Here is a 24,086-nt window from a genome sequence, read left to right on the forward strand (position 1 = left end):
TGCTGATAGGTTATCGGAATGAGCGTTCTCGATGCCATCGGCGAAACGCCGCTGATCCGGCTCACCCGGGTGACCGCGGGGATCGCCGCCGCGGTCCACCTCAAGGCCGAGTTCCTCAACCCCGGCGGCAGCGTCAAGGACCGGGCCGCGCTCTCGATGGTCAACGCCGCCGAGGCATCCGGCGAGCTGAAGCCGGGCGGCGTGATCGTCGAGGGCACATCCGGCAACACCGGCATCGGGCTGGCCATCGTCGGGGCGCAGCGCGGCTACCGGACCATCGTCGTGGTGCCCGACAAGAGCAGCGCGGAGAAGGTCGCGACGCTGCGGGCGTACGGCGCCGAGGTGGTCGTCACCACCGGCGGGGTCACCCGCGACGACCCTCGGCACGTCTCCCAGGTCGCCGCCCGGCTGGCCGAGGAGACGCCGGACGCCTGGCTGGCCGGGCAGTACGACAACCCCGCCAACCCCGGCGCCCACCTGGCCACGACCGGCCCGGAGATCTGGCGGCAGACCGGCGGCCGGGTCACCCACTTCGTGGCCGGCGTCGGCACCGGCGGCACGATCAGCGGCGCCGGCGCCTATCTGCACGAGACCGGCCCGGTCACGATCGTCGGCGCCGACCCACAAAGCTCGGCCTACGGCGGCGGGGACGGCAGTCCGTACTACGTGGAGAGCATCGGCCACTACGTCCACCCGGACACGGTCGAGGACGTGTGGCCGCAGTCCTACCACCCGGCGGTGGTGGACCGCCTGGAGCGGGTCACCGACCGGGAGTCGATCGAGATGACCCGCCGGCTGGCCCGCGAGGAGGGCATCCTGGTCGGCGCCTCGACCGGGACGGCGGTGGTGGCGGCCCTGCGGGTGGCCCGCGAGCTCGGACCGGATGCGCTGGTGGTGGTGCTCGCGCCCGACTCGGGCCGGGCCTACCTGTCGAAGTACTTCGACGACGGCTGGCTGCGGCGGGCCGGTTTCCCGGCCCCACCGGCGCCCGGGCCGCTGGTCGGCGACGGCCCGGTGCAGCCGCCGGCCTTCGCCCCAGCCGGCGACCGGGCCGAAGACCCGGCCGGCGACCGGGCCGAAACCCCAGCCGGCGACCGGGCCGAAACCCCAGCCGGCGACCGGGCCGAAAACCCAGCTGACCAGCAGGTCGAAGACCCGGCCGGCGGGCAGGTCGGTGACGTCGATGCCGCGCCGACCGGTGTCGCCCTGCTCGTGCTCCCCCGCTCGACGCCGTCGGACGACGCCCCGGCCCCCGGCGACGTCGTCGGCTGGGTCGACGGCTCTTGGCCGGAGACACCGCACCCCCTGCCGACGGTCGGGGTCGGCGAGCCGGTCGCCGAGGCGCTGGCCCGCACCCCGGCCGACGCCACCTGGCTGGCCGTCCTGACCGACGGCCGGATCACCGGCGTGATCACCCGCTCGGCCCTGACCGAGCTGCCCTGGTGACCGTGATCCGCACCGCGCACCCGCACGAGTGGCCGAGCGTCGGAGAACTCACCCGCGGTACGCCGTGACGAACGCGTCCCGCACCCCGGCCGGCACGCCGTTCCCGTCGTAGGTGCCGGCGCGCAGGAAGAAGTCGAGGTACTCCCCCTCGTGCCCGGCCACGACCTCTTCCGCCAGGCCCGGGACGCCGTGGAAACCCAACCACCACGGTGGAGCGAAATCCTCCGCGCCCGGCAGTCCACGACCGCCCGGCCTGACCTGCCGCCTGACCAGCGGGCCGAAGGCCGGTGGGCCAACCACCGGGCGGGTCGAAGGTAAGTGGGCCAACCACCGGGCGGCCTGACCGGCGGGCCCAAGACCCGCCCGGCCTGACCAAGCGATCCGGCGGCCTGACCCGGCGTTCACCAAGCGGGCGTCGGTGCCGCTGCCTGGAAGTGGCCGCGCAGCGTGGTGGTCTCGTACTCGTGGCGGTAGAGGCCTCGGCGGCGCAGGATCGGCACCAGCTCGTCGGCGATCACCTCCAGGCCGTCGGCCAGGACGTCCGGCTGCAGGTTGAAACCGTCGATCGCGCCCGCGTGGAACCAGTCCTCGATGTGGTCGGCCAACTGCTCGGGAGTGCCGACGAAACCCGCGTGGCCGGAACCGGTGTAGCGGGTCTGCTTCAGGTATTCGCGGACCGTGGGGTTGGTGCGGCGGATCTGGGTCACGATCGACTCGCGGAAGCCGATGCTGCCCTGGAACGTCTGCGGGTCGGCGGGGGCGGCCAGGACGTCCTCCGGGAACGGCTCGTCCAGCTCCAGCTTCGACGCGTCGTAGCCGATCGACTGGGACAGCCAACCGATCGAGTAGGACGCGGGGCCGGCGTCGTACAGCTCGTCGCTGCGCCGTTTTGCCTCCTCCTCGGTGCTGCCCAGGCTCAGCAGCAGGCCGGGCAGGATCTTCACGTCGTCCGGGGACCGGCCGTTGTCCCGGGCGTAGCCCTTGACCAGGCGGTAGTGCTCGATCGCCTGCTGTTTGGTCAGCTCGGCCGCGAACACGCCCTCGGCCACCCGGCCGGCCAGCGCCCGGCCCTTCGCCGAGCCGCCGGCCTGCAGCAGCACCGGGCGGCCCTGCGCGGACGGCGGCACCCGCAACCGGCCGTCGACGTCGAAGAACTCGCCGTGGTGGTGGATGTCATGGCCGGTGGCGGCCGACTCCCACAGCGCGGTGGCGACGTCGACGAACTCGGACGCCCGCTCGTAACGGTCGTCGCGCAACGGCACGTCGGCGAGGCCGAAGTTGCGGGCGGACACCGCGCCGCGGGTGGTGACGATGTTCCAGCCGACCCGGCCGCCGGACAGCACGTCGGCGGAGAGGAGGCGCTGGGCCAGCTCGTACGGGTCGTTGAAGGTCGTCGAGGCGGTCGACACCAGGCCGACGTGTGAGGTGGCGCCGGCGACGTAACCCCAGTTCACGGTCGGTTCCAGCTTGATCGGGTTGGCGTCGTAGGCGGGATCGCCGAGGGCCGGGCCGTCGGCCAGGAAGATCGCGTCGAGGGTGCCGCGCTCGGCGGTGCGGCCGATGCCCTCCCAGTAGGCGGGGTCGACGAAGGAGTCCTTCGCCAGCAGCGGCGACTGCCAGGCGGCCGGCAGGTAGCCGAGGACGAGCACGTTGATGCCGAGGATGACGTGCCCCGTGCGGCGGTCGGTCATGGTTGTCTCTTTCCGGGTTTCACAGAGGGCCGGGTTTCACAGAGGGCCGGGTTTCACAGAGGGCCAGGGATCACAGGGACGGGTTCGGCGCGGGCACGGCGAACGCGGGCCGGCCGCCCACCGCACGGGCCGGAGCGGACAGGCCGAGGGCGGCGCGCAGCGGGCCCGGCGGCACAGGCGTGAAGGCCCTGCTCTCGATGTCGGTCAGGATCTCGGCGAGGCTCTGGCCGGCGACCGGCCGCAGCAGCGTGCCGGGGCCGACGATCAGGTCGATCGGGGCCGAGTCGGCGACGACGTCGTCGGGGCCGGTCGGATACCAGGCGATCAGCGACGCTCCGGTGGGTGGTTCCGGCACGTTGAGCGGGCCGGCGACGGAGTAGACGCCGTCGTGGTCGATGTGCACGATCCGGTCCGACTGCACCAGGATGCCGGTCTCCCGGTCGCCGATGACCGAGTCGTACGGCCAGCTCTGTTCGAGGGCCCGCACGACCCGCGCCGCGTCGATCGCGGTCGCCGCGGTCAGCGGCAGCCCGCCCGGCTCGGGCACCGCGTAGGCATCGGCCGCCCCGAACAGCACGCCGCTGCGCCCGCGCGAAAGGTGCCCGAGCGAGGCGACCCGGCGGGCGAGGTTGTAGGGCTGGTCACGCTGCGGGCTGGCAACGATCAAAAACCGGGCTTGCCGGGTACGGGCGGCCAGGCTTGCGCCGATCGCGCTGCTGTCCAGCGTCACCGGCGACGGGCCGCTGCCGTCGATCCGGTCGATGCCGAGCACGGTGTACGCGAGCGGCAGCGCCTCCCAGCGGGCCAGCAGCGCCGGGTTCCCGGCCAGCTCGATGAGGTGCGGCCCGGCGAGGCCGAGGGCGAGGTGGGTCATCTGCTTTCCTCCAGTTGGAAGGACGGCCGCCAGCCGATCGCCGGGCCGATCTCGGTGGCCAGCACGTGCAGCCGGGCCCGGGCGTTGGCCGCGTCGAACTCGTCGCGGTAGGAGAAGTTGGCGACGAAGTCGGTCGCGCCGGCCGTGATCGCCGGGTCGGTGCCGATCCGCTCGGCGATGTCGCCGGGTGAGCCGTAGAACGGCACGAGGTCGAGGTATTCGCGCACGCTGAGGCCGCGCAGCCGGTCGTTGCCGCTGAGCGCGGCCCGGTCGGCCAGGCCCTGCAGTCGCGGCCCGAGGATCGGTTCGAACTCGCGCAGCACCGATTCCTTGTCACGTCCGGCGTAGACGAACCGGAACACCGCGACGCGCGGCTCGCCCCGAAGGGCGTCGAGATAGGCCCGGACCTTCGGGGCCTGGCCGGTGCCGGCCGGGTCGAAGAACGCGCCCTGCTGCAGTCCGTCCCCGGCCCGCCCGGCGGCGGCCGCCGACTCGACGCTGGTGGCAGCCTGCCAGAGGTGCCGGCGAACCCGCGAGCCGTCCGGATACAGACGCGGCCCGGCGGCCGCAGCCGCCGGGCCGCGCCCCGCGGCTCCCGCCGCCGGGAGGCGCCCCTCGACCCCCGCCGCGGGGAAACGCCCCGAAGCCCCGGGCAACAGTGGCCGGCCGTCGAGGGCGGCGTGCAGCGTGGCGATCTTGCTCGCGTAGAGCTCGTGGCGCTGCTCGGCGGCCACGCCGAAGGCGGCGAAGCCGTCCAGGTTGGCGCCGCCGGTGCCGAGGCCCAGGTGCAGCCGGCCGCCGGTGAGCGCGTCGACGACCGCGGCGTCCTCGGCCAGCCGCAGCGGGTCCTCCAGGGACAGGGTGGTGATGCCGGTGCCGAGGGTGATGCGGGACGTGCGGGCGGCCGCGGCGACCAGGAACGGCAGCGGCGACGGGAACGGCCCGTCGGTGTTGTCGAAGTGGTGCTGGTCGACCCACACGCTGTCGATGCCGAGTCGTTCGGCGTACGCGATGGTGTCGATCACCTCGTCGTAGACCCGCGCGACCTGGTCGATCTGCCCCGAGCTGGTGCGGAAGTTGAGGGCGAAGCCCAGGCGGAGCACCATCAGTTGCCCTGCCCACCACGCTGGACAGCGCTGAAGGACAGGTTGGGGACCGGGTCGGTGCCGTTGACGATCCAGTCGCCGAGGATGCGGGCCTTGTAGACCCGCGGGTTGTGCGAGGCGAGGGTGCGGGCGTTGCGCCAGTGCCGGTCGAGCCCGATCTTCTCGGACACGCCGGAGGCGCCGAGCGCGTCGAAGACGGTGGTGGTCGCCTGCAGGGCCGCCTCGATGATGGTCAGCTGCGCCTGCGCGACCGCGACCTCGGTCTCCAGAACGGTCCGCTCGTGCAGGGCGACCCCGTCGATGCTGCGGGCGGCCGCCCGCAGTGCCGCCCCGGCCGCGAACGCGTGCGCCGACACCTGACCGATGACCTGCAGCAACTGGCCGTCGCGGGTCGGCGCGGCGTCGAGGGCCTGCGGGTAGTTGCGGCCGCGGGCCTTGAGGGCGGCGACCCCGTCGCGCAGCGCGGCCCGGGTGATGCCGGTCAGCACCGACAGCATCGCGGTCTGGTAGAAGTGCCCCTGGTAGGCGAAGCGCTCGCCGGCCGGGAAGACGTCGCCCTCGGCGGCCGGCACGTCGGTGTAGGTGGCGCTGCCGCTGGCGGTCGCCCGCTGGCCGAAGCCGGGCCAGTCGTCGACCAGTTCCACGCCGGGGTCGTCCCGGCGGACCAGCGCGGTCAGTACGGTGTCGCCGTCGCCCTTGCCGAGCACGTCGAGCCAGTCGGCGTAGAGGCTGCCGGTGGCGTAGAACTTGGCCCCGCTGACCAGGAACCGGTCGCCGTCGCGGCGTACGAAGGTCTTCAGGTCGGCGAAGGTGCCGTTGTTGGCCTCGGTCCAGCCGCCGCCGACGAACTCGCCGTCCAGGAAACGCTGGATCCACCGGTCGTTGGTGGCCGACGGTGCCGCGTTGAGCCGGTCCTCGACGAACGCGAGGTGGTTGCGCCAGATGTGCGCGACGTTGGCGTCCGCCTCGGCGAGGTCGGCGAGCAGCGCGAAGGTCTGTTCGAGGGAGGCGCCGAAGCCGCCGCGCTCGACCGGGATGCGCACCCGGCCGAGGCCCGCCTCCTTCAGCCAGCCCACCTGCTCGTGCGGGAGGATCCGCTCCTTCTCCCGGGCGACGTTGCCCTCGGCGATCCGGTCGAAGACCGGCTGGAACAGCGCGGACAGCTCGGCGTCGGTGGCGGTGGCCGGGCGCAGGTAGGACGGGGCGTGGATGGTGGTCATGATCAACCCTTCGTGGTGGTGGGGGCGCCGATCGGCAGGACCGCGTCGAGCAGCGCTCGGGTGGCGGGCTGCCGGTCGGCCGCGAAGAGTTCGTCGGCGGAGAACGTCTCGATCAGCGATCCCTGGTGCATGACGCCGATGCGGTCGCAGACGAACTCGATGACGGCCAGGTTGTGGCCGATGAACAGGTAGGTCAGGTCGAGCTCGTCCTTGAGGTCGAGCAGCAGGTTGAGGATGGTGGCCTGGGTGGACACGTCCAGGGCCGAGGTGGGCTCGTCGAGGATCAGCAGGTCCGGTTCGAGGGCGATGGCCCGGGCGATGCTGACCCGCTGCCGCTGCCCGCCGGAGAACTCGCGCGGGTAGCGGTCGGCGTAACCGGCGCTGAGCCCGACCAGGTCGAGGGCGCGGCCGGTCAGCTCGGCGGCCTGCCTACGGCCGGTGGCCTTGCCCAGCCGCAGCAGCGGGCGGGCGATCTGGTCGCCGACCTTGATGCGCGGGTTCAGGGCGGTGGTGGCGTCCTGGAAGACGTACTGGAATCGGCGGCGCAGCTCCCGGCCGGCCGCGGCGACGTCCGTACCGTCGAAATTGATCTTGCCGGCGGTGCGCGGGAGAAGGCCGCCGGCCAGGCGGGCGAGGGTGGATTTGCCGGAGCCGGATTCGCCGATGAGGCCGAAGATCTCGCCCCGGCGCACGCTGAGCGTGACGTCGTCGACCGCGCGGAGCGTTGCCTTGTGGCGCCCGGTGCCGAGCCCGCCGACCGTGAAGTCCTTGCTGACGCGCGAAATTTCCAAGATCGGCCGACCTGCAGCCGGGCTGGCCAATACATTCGGGCCGGTCGAATCGCCCAGGCCGGCCGAACCACCCGGCCTGGGCGATCGGCCCGACCTTGGCGATGGGCTCGGCCTTGGCGATGGGCTCGGCCTGGGTGAGTCGGTCTCGCTGCTCAGGTGTACGCGGGCAGTGTGCGCGGCGGCGGAAAGAAGGCGCCGCTCCTGGCCGCCGGCCGAGTGGCGCTGCCCGATCTCCGGGACCGAGTCGATCAGGGTGCGGGTGTAGGGATGCTCCGGGGCACCGAGGACCTGCGCCGTCTCCCCCACCTCGACGATGGCGCCCTCGCGCATCACCGCGACCCGCGAGCTGGTGTGCGAGACGACGCCGAAGTCGTGGGTGATCAGCAGGACCGCGGTGCCGGTCTCGCCGGTCAGGTCGAGCAGCAGGTCCAGGATCTGCTTCTGCACGGTGGCGTCGAGCGCGGTGGTCGGCTCGTCGGCGATGAGCAGCTTCGGCCCGGATAGCCCGGCCAGGGCGATCATCACCCGCTGCCGCATGCCGCCGGAGAGCTCGTGCGGGTAGGACCGCAGCACCCGCTCCGGATCGGTGATGCCGACCCGGTCGAGCCAGGTGCGGCCGACCTCCCGGGCTTCGTCGCGGGAGACGCGCAGGTGCAGCCGGGCGGTGTCGCCGAGCTGGCTGCCGATGGTGAACGACGGGTCGAGCGACGTCACCGGGTCCTGGAAGATCATGCCGATCCCGGCGCCGCGGAAGACGTTGAGCCTTTTCTCCGGCAGCCCGACGAGTTCGTTGCCCTCGAAGCGGATGCTGCCGGCGGTGATCCGGGCGGTGCCGGGCAGCAGGCCGAGGATGCTCGCGGCGGTGACGCTCTTGCCCGAGCCGGATTCGCCGACCAGCGCGAGCACCTCGCCCGGGCGCACCTCGAGGTCGACGCCGCGAACGGCGTGCACGACGTCCCCGGGCAGTGGGAAGTCGACGTGCAGGCCGTCGACGGTGAGCACGGCGGTCATGGGAGGGTCACCTGCCTTAGGGGTTGAGGACGTCGCGGAGGCCGTCGCCGAGCCAGTTGAAGGCGAGGGCGACCAGCAGGATGGCGACGGCGGGGAAGGTCGCGACGCCCGGCGAGCCGGTGACCAGCACCTTCGCGCCCTCTGCGAGCATCCGGCCCCAGTCGGGGTTGGGCGGCTGGATGCCGAGGCCCAACGCGCTCAGGCTGGCGGTGAAGACGATGTTGATGCCGACCAGGCTCGTGCCGTAGATGACGACCGAGGAGACCAGGTTGGGCAGCACCTCGGTGAGCAGGATGGCCGGCTCGGACGCGCCGAGCGAGCGGGCCGCCTCCACGTAGTCCTTGCCGCGTTCGATCTTGGCCTCGGCGTAGACGATCCGGGTCACGTAGGGCACCGCGCCGAAGACGACCGTGCCGATCAGCACGCCCGGTCCGGGCTGGACGATCGCGGCCAGCGACAGCGCCACCAGGATCACCGGAAAGGCGAAGAGCAGATCGATCACCCGCATGAGTACGCCGGAGGTCCGGCGCCCGGCGAACGCGCCGGTCAGGCCGAGCAGGGTCCCGATGACCAGCGCGGCCGCGACCGAGACGGTGGCGACGACCAGGGCGCCGCGACCGCCGTACAGCAGCCGGCTGAGCACGTCGCGGCCCTGGTCGTCGGTGCCGAGGAGGTGGCCGGCCGACCCGGTCGGGAGCAGCACGCTCTCCGGGTCGCCGGCGTTCGGGTCGTGCGGGGCGAGCCACGGCGCCAGCACCGAGATGCCGATCACCACGACCAGGACGACGAGCCCGAGCAGGGCCTCGCGGTTGCGGACGAAGCGGGCGACCGCCGAGCGCCGGAGGCGGGGTGGAGCGATGACCGCGGTCATGCGTGCCTCAATCGGGGGTTGAGCAGGTCGAGGAGCACGTCGGTGATCAGGTTGACGACCACGAACACGACGGCGACCAGGAGGATGCCGGACTGGATGACCGGGTAGTCGGAGCCGGCGATGGCGTTGAGCAGCACGCTGCCGAGGCCGGGCCAGGAGAAGATGGTCTCCACGAACACCACGCCGGTGATCACCGAGCCGACCGTGAGGCCGGTGGTGTTGACGATCGGCGGCAGGATGTTGCGGCCGATGTGCTTGCCGAGGATCGCGGCCCGGCCGAAGCCCTGCGACCGGTAGGTGCGGATGTAGTCGGACTGCGCGCTCTCGATGACCGCCGCCCGGACGAACCGGGCGACGATCAGCATCGAGACGAGCGAGGCCGCGAAGGCCGGGGCGATCAGGTGCAGCAGCAGGTCGCCGAAGCCACCGTCGCCGCGCAGATCGTGCATGCCGCCGGCCGGCAGCCAGTTCCAGCGCACCGCGGTCAGCCAGATGATGATCAGGCCGAACCAGTAGATCGGCAGGTTGCTGCCGATCTGGACGAACAGCATCGCGGCCCGGTCGGCGGGCCGGCCGTGCCGGATCCCGGCGGCGAACCCGATCAGCACGCCCAGGACGACGGTGACCACGGTGGTCGCCGCGCCCAGGATGAGCGTGTTGAGGAAAGCCGGGTAGACGATGCCGGAGACCGGGCTGCGAACGCTGAGCGAGATCCCGCCGCCGTTGGTGAACATGTCGCGCAGCCAGTGCAGGTACTGCGACCAGGCGGTCTGGTCCAGGCCGTACGCCTGCCGGATCTGTTCGATCTGTTCCGCCGACATCTTCTGGCTGAGGACGTCCTTGATCGGGTCGGCCGGGCCGGCCTGCGAGATGAAGAACACCAGCAGGCTGATCACGAAGAGCAGCGGGACGAGGTTCACCAGCCGCCACAGGATCTGTCGCGTCATGGTCAGTCAGCCACCCAGACCTGGGCGAGGTCGTAGTGGTCCTGCTGCGGCCAGACGAACCCGCCGACCCGCTCGGACACGGCGTAGTAGCGGTTGAAGGACAGCAGCGGGAAGACCGTGGCGTCCGTGGCCCAGGTCTGCGCGGCGGCCTGCCAGAGCTCCGTGGACTTGGCCGGGTCGGGGTTGTAGGCGGCCGTGTCGATCGCCTTGAGCGTGTCGGCGCTGGTGTCGGAGTACTTGTCGCCGTCCCGGATGCCCACGCTGTAGTTGTGCGAGATCTTCACCCAGTTCGGCGCGACGTAGCCCCACTCGCCGAGGTTGAGACCATCTTCGGGCTTGAGGTTGGCCGACCGGGTGCCGTAGGTGATCCACTCGAACGACTGCACCGACGCCTCGATGCCGACCGCCTTCAGCTGCTGCTGGATGTACTCGGCGGTGGGCTGCCCGGTGGTGTCGCTCAGGATCGTGAAGGAGATCTGCCCGGGCTGGTAGCCGGCCTCGGCGATCAGCTTCTTGGCCGCCTCCGGGTCGTACGGGTAGTCGACCGCCGACGCGTCGTACGCCTCGTTGCCCTGGTTGATGATCGAGGTCGCCGCCTCGGCGTACCCCTTGTAGATCTTCTCGGCCAGGGTCTTGCGGTCGACCGCCTGGATGATGGCCTGCCGGACCTTCTTGTTCTGCAGGTATTTGTTGGTGTAGTTGAAGTTGTAGTAGATGATCTGCGGCACGTTCTTGTTCTCCGGCACCGCGTAGCCGGCCTTTTCGAGACTGGCGACCGAGTCCGGGGGGACCCGGCTGATCAGGTCGACCGCTCCGCTGCGCAGCGCGGCCACCCGGCTCTGGTCGTCCCCGATCGGCTTGAAGATCACCTTGTCGAGGTGCGGCCGCTGCCCCCAGTAGTCGGTGTTGCGGACCAGCGTGGTGTGGTCACCGCGAACCCGCTCCTGGAAGGTGAACGGGCCGGTGCCGGTCGGGTGGTCGGCGAGCCCGTCCTGGCCGTACTTCTTGAGGGCTTCCGGGCTGAAGATGCCGGACGCGGCGTTACCGCTGTTCGGGATCTGCCGCAGGTAGTCGAGGAACGGGTGCTTGAAGGTGTATTTCACGGTGTTCGCGTCGACCACGTCGAACGACTTGAGGTCGGCGTAGACCAGCGACATCGTGGCCGCGCTGACCTTGTCGTAGTACTCGAACGCCGGGTCGGTGAAGCGGCGCACGTTGAACTGCACGGCGGCGGCGTCGAACGGCGTCCCGTCGGTGAACTTCACGCCCTGGCGGAGGGTGAAGGTGTAGGTCGTGGCGTCGGGGCTGACCGTCCACGAGGTGGCCAGGCCGGGCACGATCTTCGGCACCCCGGTCGGCGACGTGAGGTCCTCGTTGACCAGCGTCTCGTAGATGTTGCGGTCGATCCGCCAGGTCTCCCAGGAGTACTGCCGGTTCGGGTCGAACTGGGTGACCTCCTGGTACTGGCCGACGATCAGGGTGCCGCCGTCACGGGGCGTGGAGTCCGCGGCGGCCGCGCTGCCGCCACTCGAGCCGGATCCGCAGGCAGCCAGCAGCGAGGCGGTAACGGCTATGACGGTCAGGCGTTTGAAAGACGCCATGGCTGGTCTTTCCCTTCTTTACAGATCGGAGATATAGGATTACGGGCGAGAAAGACCGAGGTGGGCGCGCAGGGTGTCGCCCGCGTACTCGTGCCGGAACAGGCCGCGGCGGCGCAGGATCGGCACCACGTGGTCGACGAACACGTCCAGCTGGCCGGGCAGGCCGGAGGGCGCCAGGACGAAGCCGTCGGCGGCCCGGCCGGTGAACCACCGCTCGATCTCGTCGGCGACCCGCTCGGGCGAGCCGGCCACCCGGGCGCCGAACGCGGTGACCGTGCGGAACAGGAACTCCCGTACCGTCGGGTTGCCCTGGGTGGCGAGGGCGCGGTAGCCGGCCAGCGCGGTCTGATGGGTCTCGGTCGACGCGGCGAACGCCGCCAGGGGCACCGGGCCGTCCAGGTCGGCGCCGGTCAGGTCGATGTCGACCTCCTGGAGCCAGCCGATCTGGTATTCCGGGATGAACTGCTCGAAGACCGTCTGCTCCAGCCGGGCCGCCTCCTCCTCGGTGGAGCCGACGATGAAGCCGAGCGACGGCGTCACCAGCGGAGGTGTAGCCCGGCCGAAAGAGTGCACCTGCTCCAAGAAGGCGCGACCGCGGTCGAAGTCGCCCTGCCCGGTGAAGATGACCTCGGCGTGCCGGGCGGCGAACGCGCGACCCGTCGGCGACGAGCCGGCCTGGAAGATCACCGGGCGGCCCTGACGCGACGGAGCGGCACCGAGCGGGCCTCGTACGGTGAAGAACTCGCCCTTGTGGTTGGGCACGTGAATTTTGCTGCGGTCGTTGTAGACGCCGGCCGGCCGGTCCTCGACGACGGTGTCCGCACCCCAGGAATCCCAGAGCTTGCGGACGACGTCGAGGGTCTCCTCGGCGACCCGGTAGCGCTCGTCGTGGGCGAGCACCCCGTTGTCGCCGAAGTTGGCCGCCGCGGCCTCGGCGAAGCTGGTCACCACGTTCCAGCCGGCCCGGCCGCCGCTGAGATGGTCGAGCGAGATCAGCTGGCGGGCCAGGTGGTAGGGCGCCTGGAAGGTGGCCGAGCCGGTGACGACCAGGCCGAGCCGTTCGGTCTCCCGGGACAGCGCGGCGGTCGTGGTGAACGGCTCGAAGTCCTCGGTCGCCTTGTGCGCCCAGGCCGCCTCCAGCCCGTAGTTGAGCGTGTCGGCGAAGAAGATGGCGTCGAAGGTGCCGCGCTCGGCGGTCTTCGCGGTCTCGATCACCGAGTCGAGCACGGCGGCGGGCCCGTTGACGACCCCCGGATAGCGCCACGAGCTGCCGAAGCGCGGGTTACCGAGGACGAGAAGGTGCAGTTGACGGGTCATCAGAAAACCGTTCCGGCGAAGGGCTGGGTGTCGGAGGCGAAGAGCGCGTCGGCCCGGCGCACCGCCTCGGGCGAGTGGGTGACCACCCGGCCGGCCGCGGCCAGGTGCCGCCAGCGGGTGCCGCCCAGGTAGGCGGCGGCCAGGGTGGCGACGTCGACGGTCAGGTCGGGGGCGCTCTCGGTGCGGGCCACTGCCTTGGCGCTGATCTCGTAGCGGCCGTCGTTGGCCGGGAGGAGACCGTCGTGGACCTCGATCACGACGGTCTCCTCGCTCTCGTAGGCCCGGGCCCGCAGCGCAGCCTCGACGTCGACCAGCCGCAGCCACGTCTCGTCGTGCGCCGGGCCGAGCGCCACCGACCGCCGGTCGAGCACCGCGAGCGGCAGCACGTCGTCCAGCGGCAGCGCGTCGAACGCGACCACGTCGACCAGGTCGAGGGCGAGCAGGTGCCGCCACAGGCCGGCCCGGGCGCCGTCGTTGAGCGCGACGAAATCGGTGACCGTCACGACCCGCTCCGGGCTGGTGAACCAGGAATCGGTGTTCTCCGGCCGGTAGATCGCGTAGCCGTCGTCGACGCCGCCGGTGCGGTGCACCACGACGTAGTGGGCGGTCGCGTCGGCCTCGCGCAGGATCTGGCCGAGCCGCCACCAGCCGTGCGGCCGGTGGATGGCGCCGGTCCAGGCCGCCTGCTGGTAGATGCCGTCGAGCAGGTCCACGGTGACCTCCCCGTCGACCAGCCGCACCTCTCCCCCGGCCGGCACCCCGGGGCGCAGACTCGCCCGCTTCAGGCCGACCCGGGCCGACTGAGTGGAACTGGCCACGCCGTAGCCGAACCGCTCGTAGATGACCGCCTCGGACGCCCGCAGCGACGCGACCACCTCACCGCGGGCCGCGACGTCGCGCAGCTGCCGTTCGATGAGCCCACTGACGATCCCCCGCCGGCGATGCGTCGGCAGAACCCCGACGTGGGTCACGGCCGCGTGCGGCACGCGCGCTCCGCCGGGGACAACCAACCAGCTGGTGTACGAGTCGGCCGAGCCGACGATCGTGTCGCCGTCAGCCGCGCCGAGGTATCGGCCCGGCTCGGTCAGCTCGGTCGCGTCGAGGTCGCGGAACGGCAGTCCGACCATCGCCCGCAGGAACACCCGGAAACCGGCGTTCACTTCTTCCGGCGTACGCAAATCTCGAAATTCAATGCTCACGGCGGCACTCCTACGGGAACAAGTGAACGGCGGTCTTGCCGATGACGTCGAGGATCACGTCGGTGTTCGGCGGGTGCAGGCTGCCGGTGCGCACGTCGCGGTAGAGCCGGTCGAGCTCGTCGTCGTCGCTGAAGTACGCGGACGGCGCGGCCGTGGCGAACAGCGGCGAGGTGGAGCTGGCGATCGTGGTCATGCTTCGGCTCCGTTTCCGCCGACGAGGCCGCGGCGGCGCAACTCGGCACCGGCACCCTCGGCGAAGTGGTAAGCCTCTTCCAGATGGGGTTGACCGGAGAGGATGAAGTGGTCGATGCCGAGGTCGTGGTACTCGGCGATGCGGTCGGCGACCTCGGTGTGGCTGCCCACGATCGCGGTGCCGGCCCCACCCCGGACCAGGCCGTAGCCGGCCCAGATGTTGGGGTAGACCTCCAGGTTGCGGCGGTCGCCGCCGTGCAGGGCCCGCATCCGCTGCTGGCCGACCGACTCGGTGGCGGCCAGGTCGCGCTGGGTCTGCTCGATCCGGCGGTCGTCGATGTTGTCGAGCAGCCGGTTCGCCTCGGCCCAGGCCTGCTCGGCGGTGTCCCGGCTGAGCACGTGGAAGCGGATGCCGAAGGACAGGGTCCGGCCCGCCTCGGCGGCCAGCCTGCGCATCCGGGCGAGCCGCTCGGCGATCTGCGGCGGTGTCTCGCCCCAGGCCAGGTAGGTGTCGACGGTGCGCGCCGCCACGCGCTCCGCCGACGGACTCGCCCCGCCGAAGAAGACCGCCGGCGGCTCGTACGGCTCGAACGGGATCCTCGCCTGCTCGATGTCGTAGTGCTTACCGTGGAAGTCGAACGGCTCGGCGGCGCCGCTCACCCCGCGCAGCACGGTGAGGAACTCCTCGGTGCGGTCGTAGCGCTGGTCGTGGTCGAGGTGGTCGCCGAAGCGGCGCTGCTCCACCGAGTCCCCGCCGGTGACCACGTTGAGCAGCAGCCGCCCGCCGGACACCCGCTGGAAGGTGGCGGCCTGGTGGGCGGCCAGGGTCGGCGAGATCAGCCCGGGCCGGAACGCGACCAGGAACTTCAGCCGGGTGGTCAGCGCGGACAGTGCGGCCGTGGTGATCCAGGCGTCCTCGCACCAGGTGCCGGTCGGGGTGAGGACCGCCTCGAAGCCGAGGTCCTCGGCGGCCCGGGCGATGCCGCTGAGGTAGGCGACCGACGGCCTACGGAACCCGTCGCGCAGCAGCGTCTTCTGCGAGCCGTCGCCGGAGCCGACGATGTCCCGGTTGTCGCCGTTGGTGGGCAGGTACCAGTGCAGATGGATCGTCATCTCAGTGCCAGATCTCCTGGTGGTCACGGTGGGTCGCCAGGTAGGCGCCGGCGCCGAAGTGGTGGTCGTAGAAGTCGGTGTCCAGGTGCTGGGCCTGCAGGTAGTTGAGGATGTGCACGCTCGGCACCGTGCCGGGCACCTTGCCGAAGGTGTCGTCGATGTAGCGGACCTCGTCGGTGAGCAGGCGGCGGAACGTCTCGTCGTACGGCGCCGCCGACCCGCGCACCGCCGCGTTGTCCGCCCACGGGCCGGGCGTGTCCGGGTGGAACGGGCCGCCGCGGCCGAACTTGCGCTCGGTGAACCTCTCCACCGCATCCTCGGCGTCGCGCACGTGCGGGCGGGTCAGGGTCTCGAAGACGCCGGGCAGGCCGGTCGGGTTGGGGAACGGCCAGCGGTCGTCGTGCTCGACGTGGAGGCCGAGGCCGGGCACGTCCGGATTCCCGGCGGCGCCGAGGATGGACAGCCGGTCGATCCCGTCGAACGTCCAGCCGCCCAGGCCGAGGCCGCCGAGCAGCAGGTGCCCGTTGTAGACGCTGGTGATCAGCTCGGCGCTCGCCTCGGCCAGCGTGTACTGCTCGACGAAGGACAGCGGGAACGGGTCACCGGCGTGCCGCAGCGACGGGTGGTCGCTGCCGGGGATCGGGCGGTGGTTGATGTCGTCGTAGACGCCGTAGCCGTTCTGCAGGAAGAACGCCAGGTTGGCGATCAGGTGCTGGGCGAGGTCGGCGACCGGGATGACCAGCAGCGAACCGGGGTGGTTCGCGATCCAGGTGTTGTGGCCCTCCAGGTAGGGCTCCTCGCGGGGCAGCCAGATCCGCTGGTCGGAGAGCTTGTGGTAGCGCTTGACGGTGGCTTCGAGCCAGTCCTCGTCCGGGTCCGGGGCGGCGTCCCGGCTGGACAGGAAGTAGGTGCCGGAGTCGTCGGTGAAGAAGAACTCGGTGGTGTGGAAGCCGGCCGCCGACGGGAACGTGCGCCCGCCGGCCGATCCGGAGTAGTTCGGCAAGGCCGGGGCGTAGCCCGGATGGTGCGAGATGCCGAAGTTCCAGCCGGTCACCCCGGTGACGGTGGCCAGCACCAGGGCCCGCTCCACCTCGCTGAGCGGCTGCACCGGCTTCGAGCTGCTGAAGGCGAGGGCGCCGGCCGGGATCGCGCCGCCGACCGGGAAACGGCGCGACCGGCGCCCGGTGATCGCCGAGACCAGCGGGAACTCCAGCAGGGCGGCGATCGCCTGCTGTTCCTTGGCCGAGATGTCCAGCGTCATGCCGTCACCGCCAGCACGAACGCCGCGACCGTATCGGCGACCCGGCGGTGGGCGACCTCGTTGAGCACGTCGTGCCCGGCGCCGTCGATCACCTCGACCCGCAGGCCGGGCAGCCGCTCCTGCCATCGCCGGACGCCGTCGAGCGGCGCGACCTGGTCGTCCTGGCCGTGCACGGCCAGCAGCGGCACCCGCAGGCCGGGCAGCTCCGCGTCGAGGCGCTCCCAGGCCGGCGGGAACGCGGCGGCCAGCAGCTCCACGATGTCGCCGGAGGTGAACGCGAGGGGGTCGGTCTCCAGCTGGTCGAGGTAGAACGGGTCGGACGACAGGGCCTCGGGGTCGAGGTCGAGGGTCTCGCCCGCCGCCTCGGTCAGCCACGCGAGCGGGGACAGCGGGGCGCCGCTGACCACCACGCCGCGGAAGTCCTCCTCCAGCGCGGTCAGCACGGCGACCAGACTGCCGAGTGAGTGGCCGCCGACCACCAGCGGTATGCCGTGCTCTCTCGCCAGCGACGCGAGAACGCGAGCGTTTTGGACGAGGTCGTCGAGCGAACCGAAATGCCCGCGCGAACCCTCGGTCAGGCCGTGGCCGATCTCGTCGAGCGCCCACAGGTCGATGCCGTGGGCGCCGAGCTCGGCGGCGTAACGGTGGTAGAGGCCGGTGTGCTCGCCGAACCCGTGCAGGAAGACCAGAGCGGCGCGCGGGTCGGGAGTGGACCAGTGGCGGTAGTAGACGCGGCCGGTGGCGCCGTCGAAGAAGGGCATCAGTTGCTCCGGTGGTCGCCGTGGACGGCGTCGAGGATGCCCAGCTCGGCCAGGCGCTCCTGCTCGGCCTCGGACAGCGTCTGGATCGAGCCGACCCGGGCGGCGATCTCCGGCTTGGTCGCCCGCAGCTGCAGGAAGCGGGCCAGGCCGACGAGGAGCAGGGCGATGAACACATACGGGAGGTACTTGTAGGCACCGGCCGGGACCGGGATCAGGTTCTTGTAGATCACGTAGAGGATGCCGGCCGCGGCCGGCACCGCGACCACCACGACGCCCGGGGTCAAGGCTTTGATCTTGCGCAGCCACAGCGGGGTCGCGATCGCCACCAGCAGGTAGGCGAACAGGTAGGCGTAGCTGGAGACGATGCCGACGTAGACGTCCCACTGGAACCGGCCGACCGAGTTGACCGTGCCGATCAGGCCGATGATGAAGCCGACCACGCTGACCAGGGCGATCGCGACGTGCGGCGTACGGAAGGAGGCGTGCACCCGGCCGAGCGAGGCGGGCAGGGCGTGCTCGCGGGCCAGGGTGAACAGGCTGCGCGCCCCGGAGTTGATGACCGCCGCGGAGAACACGATCATCGCGGTGCCGAGCGACAGCGTGACGATGTAGGTGACCCAGCCGACGTTCGCGTTGTCGGCGACCACCGGCAGCGGGGTGCTGTCGGCGTCCAGCAGCTTCGGCCCCTGGAAGCCGAGGACCTCCGGGTAGGTGGCGAAGAGGTAGAGCGCGGACAGGATGATGACCAGCCGCAGCACCGCCCGGGGCACGTTGCGGTGCGCGTCGCGGGCCTCGTGGCCGAGGGAGGCGGAGCTCTCGAACCCGGCGTACGACCCGACCGCGGTGACCGCGGCGATCAGGGTGGTGCTGGCACCCAGATGGCTGAGGCTGAACTGCTCGGTGTCGAGGTTCGCGCCATAGTGGAGGTAGGAGGCGATCAGCACCACGAAGATCGCCACCAGCGACACGACCTCGAAGCCCAGACCCCACTTGACCGACAGGCTGACCCCGCGGAACGGCAGGTAGAAGGCGGCGGCCGAGGCGAGCACGAGCAGCAGTACCTTGATCGCCAGATGGTCGGTGTGCAGGCCGATCTCCTGCAGGAACGCGTTGAAGTAGAGCACCGCGCCGAGCACGCCGCCGGCCGCGAAGCCGATGTAGCCGAGGATCAGCGCCCAGCCGGTGACGAACGCGGCGACCGGGCCGAGGCCGTTGCCGGCGTAGGTGCCGAGCGATCCGGAGGAGACGGTCCGCTTGGCCTGGAACGAGATGAGCGCGGCGATCAGGTAGACCAGCGCGCCGCCGACGATCGCCGCCCAGAAGGCGCCTTTGCCGGCGACGAGGAACAACGAGCCGGGTACGCCGGCGATCGCGACGCTGGGGGCGGCCGCGGCCAGCCCCTGGGCGAAGACGCCGAGCCCGGACACGGCGCCGGCGGGCAGCTCTCCCCCGCCGTCGGCGGCCGGGGGTCTGGTGGTGAGGGTGGATTCGTCAGTGGTCATGGCGGGGGGCCTTTCAGGCGCGGTTTTTCGGCACGGCGCGGCGGTGGAGCCGGTCGGCGGGCAGGCGTCATCGGCGCCGGGCGATCAGGCCGGCGTCAGGGCGCAGAGATGTCGGGGGGTCTCAGGAAGGTGAACAGCGACCGCGAGAGCCGGCGTGACGACACAGGTCGAGGTATCGCCGGCTGATGAGGTGGGCTGCCTGGGACACGCGATCACGTTAACAGAAAGCCTATGGGACTACTAGGGATTAGAATGCCGTGATCAACAGGTGAGACATCGTTGATGAGCTGGCAACACATGCAAAATGTCCAGCCACCGGACCAGTACTTCCCGGCCGGCGTCAAACACCGCTACTCGCGCTGAGCGGGCCGGCCCCAGACCTCGGCCACCCGTGCGGACTCCAGCTCGGCCTGGGCGTGGCCGGCCCGGGCCGCCGCCGCCCGATGCGCCGGATCCAGCACGTTGCGGCCGAAGGCACGTTTCGCGGCCTTGTCCGGCCGGATCAGGACGACGTCGGTGCCGAGAGCGGCGAGGTGCCGGCTCAACCTGTTCGCCGGGCCGAAGCTCGCGGTCACCGGCGCGAGGATGACGACCCGGTCGTAGCCGGCGGCGAGGTCGGCGTTGACCGGCGAACGCACGCCGCCGTCGATGAAGCGGCGATCGCCGATGGTGACCGGTGGCCAGACCCCGGGCACCGCGCAGCTGGCGCCGACCGCGTCCACCAGGTCGACATCCTGGTCGCGGTCGAAGACCACGAACTCGCCGGTCCGCGCGTCGACCGCGGTGATCAGCAGCCGGCGGTCGGGCCAGCCCTGGTCACCCAGGCGGGCCGCGATGACCGCCCGGCGATCGGCCTCCGGCAGGGTCGGCGCGGCGAGCGCCATCGCGCCGATCCGGGCCCGGGCCTTCTGGTCGTCGCGCCGGCCCACCGCCGCCCACGCCCAGCGCAGGATCATCCCCGCGCCGAGCCGGGCCGGGATCTCCGCGGCCGGCGGCGCGAGCTGGCTCGCGTACATCGCCTGCGCGTCGACGCCGCCCGCCACCAGCGCGCCCACCACCGACCCGGCGGACGTGCCGATGACCACGTCGGCGTCGGTCAGGTCGGTCCCCGCCCCGGCCCCGGCCAGGCCGGTCAGCATCCCGATCTCCCAGGCGACGCCGGTAACGCCGCCACCGCCCAGCACCAACGCACGTGTCGCCATGACCGCACGCTATCGCTCGATCTCCCCTTCAGCGAGCGGACAACGCTCCCGGGACCGCGACCAGCCCGTCGAACCACTTCTGGGCCATCTTGGCGTACCCCTGGTCGTTGGGGTGCGTGCCGTCCTCGTAGTCCCCGGCGGCGACGGTCAGCAGCGGGTACATGTCGACCACCCGGATCCGCCGGCCGCTCGCCACCCGCGCGTCGGCGACCCGCTGCACGGCGGCGTTGTACTCCTTGATCCGCGCCATGATCGTCGCGCTCACCGGGCGGTCGATGATCTTCGCAACGAACAGGTCGATGCGCGCGTCGACGCCGTGGATCCGGTCGACCAGCACGCCCAGCTGCTGCTCGAGGGTGGCGACGGCCAGGGTCAGGTCGGAGACGTCGTTGGTGCCGATGTGCAGCAGGACGACGTGCGGCACCGTCGCCCGGAGCGCGGCTTCCACCCGTACATCAAGGTCGGTGATCTTTTTGCCCTCGTAGCCCTGGTGGTCGGGGTCGGGGAGGTCGCCGGCCCGGTTGTAGCGGGTGCCGACGAAATCGATCGAGTAATTCGCGGCGAGGAGCAACTGCCGGAGAACCTTGCGGTACGCGCCGGGCCGCGTGCGGTCCATGCCGTCGGTGATCGAGTCGCCCAGCGCCATGATCCGGCAGCCGGTCAGCACCACGTTCTCCAGCAGCGTCGCCGACTCGGCCGTGTCCTGGATCGCGGACGGATCGGCCGAGCGCCAGCGGGTGCCGGCCACGGTCGCGTTGGTCGCCGCGTTGAGAAACACCGCGCGCCCGCCGCCGTAGGCGACGTTGTCCCGGACGAACACCCGGTCGGAGCCGTTCACCGACACGCCGTCGGCGACCGCGCCCGGGTATCCGGCGTCCCGCACGGTGTTGCCGGCAACCTGGATCATCGCCCCGGCGTCGAGGCGGATCGCGTCGGCCTTCGGGCGGTGCACCCGGTTGTCGCGGATCTGGGAGCTGTCGACACCGGTGAGCGCGACGCCGTAGGTGCCCGCACCGCCGACGTCGATGCTGTTGTCGGCGATCAGCAGGCCGGCGATCTGGCTCGCGCCCACCACGCCCTGAACGCCCGCGGCGGCCGGCTGCAGGATCGTGTTCCCGGTGATCAGCACCCCGCGGACGGACCCGCCGGTGTCGGCGAGCTGCACGCCGAGGCGTACGTCCCGGAAGGTGTTTCCCCTGATGGTGACGCCGACCGTGGTGCCGGTGACCGAGACCCCGCTGCCGCCGCTGACCGTGTTGCCGGCGATCACCAGCGCGCTGCTCGCCTCGCTGACGATCGCGTCGCCGGTGCCGCCGGTAATGGTGTTGCCGGTGATCGATCCGGAGCGGCCGCCGCTGACCACGATGCCGGTCGCGCCGGTGAGGGTGTTGCCCCGGCAGGTGAAGCCGATCGACCCCGAGCCGAACCGGAACCCGCCGCCGCCCTGGACGTCGTTGCCGGTCACCGTCGCGTATTTCGCACCCTCGACGGCCACCGCGAGCTGTCCGGAGCTCCGGAACGCGCACCGGTTCACGATCACGCGTTCGCCGCCGCCAGCCACCCGCACGCCCGTGCTTTCCACACCATCAAAAGCACAAGATCCAATCCGAACACCGGCTCCGCGTACGACGATGGCGGTGCCGCCGTGCAGAACGAGCCCGTCGACGGTGTGCCCGCCGGTGACCAGATCGAGCAGGGTCAGCCCCGAGGTCCCGGCCAGGATCGTCGCGCCCCGGCCGGTGAGCCGCCGGCCGGCCGCCTGGTCGAGGGTGAGCGTCCCGGTGATCAGATAGACGTTCTCCGGACCGCCCAGGTCCACCACCCGCTGCCCGGCCAGCGCCGCGCGCAGGGCCAGGGTGTCGTCCGTGACGCCGTCACCGGCCGCGCCGGGCACACTTGTGTCCACAGTAGATTTCCCCGTTCTTGCTACTTCGTGGCGGGAGCAGCGTACGGCGGCGCGGTCGTCTCGTGTGGCCCCGCCGCGGGACAGCGCGGGGCTCTCGCCCGTCGATATGATCCCGCCCTCACACGATCGGTACGAGGGGACGAATCTGTGACAACACGGGGAATCAGCCGCCGGATTCTGCTGGCCGGAGCGCCGGTGGTCGGCGTCACCGCGGCGGTCGGCGCACCCGCCGCGCCCGCCCTGGCCGCCGCCGCCGGGCCGGTCGCGACGCCGGCCGACTTCCAGGCGGCCGGCGACGGCGTGGCCGACGACACCGCGGCGCTCAACCGTGCTCTGGCCCAGGCCCGGGTGCTCGATTTCGGCGGCCCGGACAGGATCTACCGGGTGACCGCGGACCTGATCGCCGGCCAGGCCACCCCGCAGTTCCTGGTGGGCACCGGCGCGATCATCCGGTTCAGCGGTGCCAAACATGGTCCGCTGCGCCTGAAGGCGGCCGCGCACCAGGTCTCCGGCCTGGCGTTCGAGGGCATCGACCCGGCGATCCGCGCCCAGGCGGGCGGCAAGGCGATCATCGTCGAGGACACCGCGCCCGGATCGCGGATCGAGGGTTGCCGCTTCACCGACCTCGCCGAGAGCGCGATCCTGGTGAACCCGGGGGCGGTCCGCACCCGGATCGCGGGCTGCCTGTTCCAGCATTGCGGGCACCGCCCGCCGCTGGGCAGCGACGGCAAGCTGGACACGTCCTTCGTGGCCACGCTGCGGATCGCCGCCGACTACACCACGCTGGTCGACAGCCACCTGCTGGACTGCGACTGGGGCGTCTACTTCCGCGGCCAGCCCGAGATCAGCTACTACGAGTGCAGCGGCAACCTGATCGTCGCCGGCGCCGACGCGACGGGCACGTCGCAGGGCGTCTCCAACGGCCGCGGCCGCAGCGGCCGGATCGAGAACAACACGATCGTCGGCTTCGTCGACAACAGCATCGACTGCTACGGGTGCACCGGCACGACCATCGTCGGCAACACCACCGAGGGCGGCAAGGACGGCGTCTTCATCGGCGACGAGGTGAGCGTGGGCAACACGATCACCGGCAACGTGTTCCGGCGCCCGCAGCGCGGCGTGCGCATCCTCGCCGGCGACCCGCTCGACAGGTCGGTGACCGGCACGGTCGTCTCCGGCAACGTGATCCTGCAGCCCACCGACGGCGGGATCCTGGTGCAGGAGGACGGGACGGCGCAGGTCAGCGGCACGATCATCGCCGACAACCGGATCGACCTGCAGGACAACGCACCCGGCGACTTCGGCATCAAGGTGGTCGGCGCCGAGGTCACCCGGATCACCGGCAACCACGTCTACCGGTCGCACCTGCACGGCATCCGCCTCGAAGGCGCCGACATCGCCCAGATCAGCGGCAACATCGTGCAGGACCCGGGCTACGGCTGGACGAACGCCGCCGACAAGGTCTACGACGGCGTCTCGGTGACCACCTCCAACCGGGTGGTCGTCAAGGACACGGTCGTCTACGGCAGCGCCCGGTGGGCGGTGGACGTCGCCACCGGCAGCGGCATGACGGTCACCGGCACCCGCTGGCGCGCCACCCAGAACGGCGTCAACCTGCACTCGGGGGTGCTCGCCGCGGACAACGTCGGCTGGTAGGCCCGCGGTTCGGCGGGTGGCGCACTGACCCCACGGGGAGGCTTATGTTCGTGGATCAGCGGCGGCGGCTGGGCCTGACGCAGGAGGAGCCGGCCGAGCGGGCCGGGTCAGCGTCCGGGCGATCCGTGAGCTGGAGGCCGGGCGGGTGCAGGTGCCGAGACCGGCGTCGGCCCGCCTGCCGGCGGGTACCGCGGCCGCCGCATGCCGGAGGCGCCGGCAACTCACAACTATTCGACCCGGTCAAGGCAGTTGACCATTAAACGACTTCAGATCCTATTTCTGTTTGATAACGGCACCGTGGGGCTGACTAAGATCGCCCGATAGTGACCATGGGAGCCCCGATCGCCTACCACGGTCGGGCAGGAAACCCTGAGCTACCTTGCGTGCCCGCCTCCACAGTGCACATACTCGGGCATGGT

At 71.5% G+C, this 24,086-nt stretch carries 20 protein-coding genes; 2 read left to right on the top strand and 18 right to left on the bottom strand.

The features are described from left to right. Nucleotides 1–18: 18 nt before the first annotated feature. Nucleotides 19–1,446: a cysteine synthase family protein gene (locus Adu01nite_RS08290; RefSeq protein WP_239132230.1), complete on the top strand. Its 1,428-nt coding sequence runs from the start codon at nucleotides 19–21 to the stop codon at nucleotides 1,444–1,446. A gap of 48 nt (nucleotides 1,447–1,494) precedes the next feature. Here the strand turns inward: Adu01nite_RS08290 and Adu01nite_RS08295 are convergent, their stop codons facing one another. The 18 genes from Adu01nite_RS08295 to Adu01nite_RS08380 all read right to left on the bottom strand — a co-directional run bounded on the left by Adu01nite_RS08295 (nucleotide 1,495) and on the right by Adu01nite_RS08380 (nucleotide 22,011). Further along, nucleotides 1,495–1,647, bottom strand: a complete 153-nt coding sequence (locus Adu01nite_RS08295) for a hypothetical protein (protein WP_203725936.1) — start codon at nucleotides 1,645–1,647, stop codon at nucleotides 1,495–1,497. 200 nt (nucleotides 1,648–1,847) lie between these two features. Beyond that, nucleotides 1,848–3,137, bottom strand: coding sequence for an NtaA/DmoA family FMN-dependent monooxygenase (locus Adu01nite_RS08300; RefSeq protein WP_203725937.1), 1,290 nt, complete (start codon nucleotides 3,135–3,137; stop codon nucleotides 1,848–1,850). A gap of 70 nt (nucleotides 3,138–3,207) precedes the next feature. Next, complete coding sequence (locus Adu01nite_RS08305) at nucleotides 3,208–4,011, bottom strand: LLM class oxidoreductase (protein ID WP_203725938.1); 804 nt, start codon at nucleotides 4,009–4,011, stop codon at nucleotides 3,208–3,210. After that, a complete protein-coding gene (locus Adu01nite_RS08310; RefSeq protein WP_203725939.1) occupies nucleotides 4,008–5,117 on the bottom strand; it encodes an LLM class flavin-dependent oxidoreductase in 1,110 nt (369 codons plus the stop codon). Before Adu01nite_RS08310 ends, Adu01nite_RS08305 begins: the two co-directional genes overlap by 4 nt. After that, a complete protein-coding gene (locus Adu01nite_RS08315; protein WP_203725940.1) occupies nucleotides 5,117–6,337 on the bottom strand; it encodes an acyl-CoA dehydrogenase family protein in 1,221 nt (406 codons plus the stop codon). Before Adu01nite_RS08315 ends, Adu01nite_RS08310 begins: the two co-directional genes overlap by 1 nt. Nucleotides 6,338–6,339: 2 nt before the next feature. Next, complete coding sequence (locus tag Adu01nite_RS08320; protein WP_203725941.1) at nucleotides 6,340–8,139, bottom strand: dipeptide ABC transporter ATP-binding protein; 1,800 nt, start codon at nucleotides 8,137–8,139, stop codon at nucleotides 6,340–6,342. 16 nt (nucleotides 8,140–8,155) lie between these two features. Further along, nucleotides 8,156–9,010 (bottom strand): ABC transporter permease, encoded by an 855-nt coding sequence (locus tag Adu01nite_RS08325; RefSeq protein WP_203725942.1) that lies wholly within the window; start codon nucleotides 9,008–9,010, stop codon nucleotides 8,156–8,158. Continuing rightward, entirely contained in the window at nucleotides 9,007–9,957 is a 951-nt protein-coding gene (locus tag Adu01nite_RS08330; protein ID WP_203725943.1) for an ABC transporter permease, read from the bottom strand. The genes Adu01nite_RS08325 and Adu01nite_RS08330 overlap by 4 nt, the downstream gene beginning before the upstream one ends. Nucleotides 9,958–9,959: 2 nt before the next feature. Next, the gene (locus Adu01nite_RS08335) at nucleotides 9,960–11,558 is read right to left on the bottom strand and encodes an ABC transporter substrate-binding protein (RefSeq protein ID WP_203725944.1); all 1,599 of its coding nucleotides are present in this window, start codon (nucleotides 11,556–11,558) and stop codon (nucleotides 9,960–9,962) included. A 39-nt stretch (nucleotides 11,559–11,597) separates the two neighbouring features. Beyond that, nucleotides 11,598–12,875 carry an NtaA/DmoA family FMN-dependent monooxygenase gene (locus Adu01nite_RS08340; protein WP_203725945.1) on the bottom strand — a complete coding sequence of 426 codons (1,278 nt, stop codon included), beginning with the start codon at nucleotides 12,873–12,875 and terminating at the stop codon, nucleotides 11,598–11,600. Further along, a complete protein-coding gene (locus Adu01nite_RS08345) occupies nucleotides 12,875–14,074 on the bottom strand; it encodes a GNAT family N-acetyltransferase (protein ID WP_203725946.1) in 1,200 nt (399 codons plus the stop codon). Before Adu01nite_RS08345 ends, Adu01nite_RS08340 begins: the two co-directional genes overlap by 1 nt. 10 nt (nucleotides 14,075–14,084) lie before the next feature. Beyond that, nucleotides 14,085–14,267, bottom strand: a complete 183-nt coding sequence (locus Adu01nite_RS08350; protein WP_203725947.1) for an acyl-CoA/acyl-ACP dehydrogenase — start codon at nucleotides 14,265–14,267, stop codon at nucleotides 14,085–14,087. After that, complete coding sequence (locus Adu01nite_RS08355) at nucleotides 14,264–15,379, bottom strand: LLM class flavin-dependent oxidoreductase (RefSeq protein WP_203725948.1); 1,116 nt, start codon at nucleotides 15,377–15,379, stop codon at nucleotides 14,264–14,266. Before Adu01nite_RS08355 ends, Adu01nite_RS08350 begins: the two co-directional genes overlap by 4 nt. A gap of 1 nt (nucleotide 15,380) precedes the next feature. Then, entirely contained in the window at nucleotides 15,381–16,640 is a 1,260-nt protein-coding gene (locus tag Adu01nite_RS08360; protein WP_203725949.1) for a hypothetical protein, read from the bottom strand. Further along, nucleotides 16,637–17,401, bottom strand: coding sequence for an alpha/beta fold hydrolase (locus Adu01nite_RS08365; protein WP_203725950.1), 765 nt, complete (start codon nucleotides 17,399–17,401; stop codon nucleotides 16,637–16,639). Before Adu01nite_RS08365 ends, Adu01nite_RS08360 begins: the two co-directional genes overlap by 4 nt. Further along, on the bottom strand, nucleotides 17,401–18,903 hold the full coding sequence (locus tag Adu01nite_RS08370) for an APC family permease (RefSeq protein WP_203725951.1): 1,503 nt from the start codon (nucleotides 18,901–18,903) through the stop codon (nucleotides 17,401–17,403). Before Adu01nite_RS08370 ends, Adu01nite_RS08365 begins: the two co-directional genes overlap by 1 nt. A gap of 350 nt (nucleotides 18,904–19,253) precedes the next feature. Next, entirely contained in the window at nucleotides 19,254–20,105 is an 852-nt protein-coding gene (locus tag Adu01nite_RS08375) for a patatin-like phospholipase family protein (RefSeq protein ID WP_203725952.1), read from the bottom strand. Between the two features lie 28 nt (nucleotides 20,106–20,133). Further along, nucleotides 20,134–22,011 (bottom strand): right-handed parallel beta-helix repeat-containing protein, encoded by a 1,878-nt coding sequence (locus Adu01nite_RS08380; protein ID WP_203725953.1) that lies wholly within the window; start codon nucleotides 22,009–22,011, stop codon nucleotides 20,134–20,136. A 147-nt stretch (nucleotides 22,012–22,158) separates the two neighbouring features. On the opposite strand from Adu01nite_RS08380, the gene Adu01nite_RS08385 reads away from it, so the two are divergent. Next, nucleotides 22,159–23,667 (top strand): right-handed parallel beta-helix repeat-containing protein, encoded by a 1,509-nt coding sequence (locus Adu01nite_RS08385; protein ID WP_203725954.1) that lies wholly within the window; start codon nucleotides 22,159–22,161, stop codon nucleotides 23,665–23,667. The last annotated feature ends 419 nt before the right edge of the window (nucleotides 23,668–24,086 follow it).

Origin of the sequence: Paractinoplanes durhamensis, from assembly GCF_016862175.1 — a bacterium.
GTDB lineage: Bacteria > Actinomycetota > Actinomycetes > Mycobacteriales > Micromonosporaceae > Actinoplanes > Actinoplanes durhamensis.

What these genes read in the sequence shown, in the direction of transcription:
- Adu01nite_RS08290 (WP_239132230.1), top strand. Translation starts at nt 19, where the DNA reads ATGAGCGTTCTCGATGCCATCGGCGAAACGCCGCTGATCCGGCTCACC.
- Adu01nite_RS08300 (WP_203725937.1), bottom strand. Translation starts at nt 3,137, where the DNA reads ATGACCGACCGCCGCACGGGGCACGTCATCCTCGGCATCAACGTGCTC.
- Adu01nite_RS08305 (WP_203725938.1), bottom strand. Translation starts at nt 4,011, where the DNA reads ATGACCCACCTCGCCCTCGGCCTCGCCGGGCCGCACCTCATCGAGCTG.
- Adu01nite_RS08310 (WP_203725939.1), bottom strand. Translation starts at nt 5,117, where the DNA reads ATGGTGCTCCGCCTGGGCTTCGCCCTCAACTTCCGCACCAGCTCGGGG.
- Adu01nite_RS08315 (WP_203725940.1), bottom strand. Translation starts at nt 6,337, where the DNA reads ATGACCACCATCCACGCCCCGTCCTACCTGCGCCCGGCCACCGCCACC.
- Adu01nite_RS08320 (WP_203725941.1), bottom strand. Translation starts at nt 8,139, where the DNA reads ATGACCGCCGTGCTCACCGTCGACGGCCTGCACGTCGACTTCCCACTG.
- Adu01nite_RS08325 (WP_203725942.1), bottom strand. Translation starts at nt 9,010, where the DNA reads ATGACCGCGGTCATCGCTCCACCCCGCCTCCGGCGCTCGGCGGTCGCC.
- Adu01nite_RS08330 (WP_203725943.1), bottom strand. Translation starts at nt 9,957, where the DNA reads ATGACGCGACAGATCCTGTGGCGGCTGGTGAACCTCGTCCCGCTGCTC.
- Adu01nite_RS08335 (WP_203725944.1), bottom strand. Translation starts at nt 11,558, where the DNA reads ATGGCGTCTTTCAAACGCCTGACCGTCATAGCCGTTACCGCCTCGCTG.
- Adu01nite_RS08340 (WP_203725945.1), bottom strand. Translation starts at nt 12,875, where the DNA reads ATGACCCGTCAACTGCACCTTCTCGTCCTCGGTAACCCGCGCTTCGGC.
- Adu01nite_RS08350 (WP_203725947.1), bottom strand. Translation starts at nt 14,267, where the DNA reads ATGACCACGATCGCCAGCTCCACCTCGCCGCTGTTCGCCACGGCCGCG.
- Adu01nite_RS08355 (WP_203725948.1), bottom strand. Translation starts at nt 15,379, where the DNA reads ATGACGATCCATCTGCACTGGTACCTGCCCACCAACGGCGACAACCGG.
- Adu01nite_RS08360 (WP_203725949.1), bottom strand. Translation starts at nt 16,640, where the DNA reads ATGACGCTGGACATCTCGGCCAAGGAACAGCAGGCGATCGCCGCCCTG.
- Adu01nite_RS08365 (WP_203725950.1), bottom strand. Translation starts at nt 17,401, where the DNA reads ATGCCCTTCTTCGACGGCGCCACCGGCCGCGTCTACTACCGCCACTGG.
- Adu01nite_RS08370 (WP_203725951.1), bottom strand. Translation starts at nt 18,903, where the DNA reads ATGACCACTGACGAATCCACCCTCACCACCAGACCCCCGGCCGCCGAC.
- Adu01nite_RS08375 (WP_203725952.1), bottom strand. Translation starts at nt 20,105, where the DNA reads ATGGCGACACGTGCGTTGGTGCTGGGCGGTGGCGGCGTTACCGGCGTC.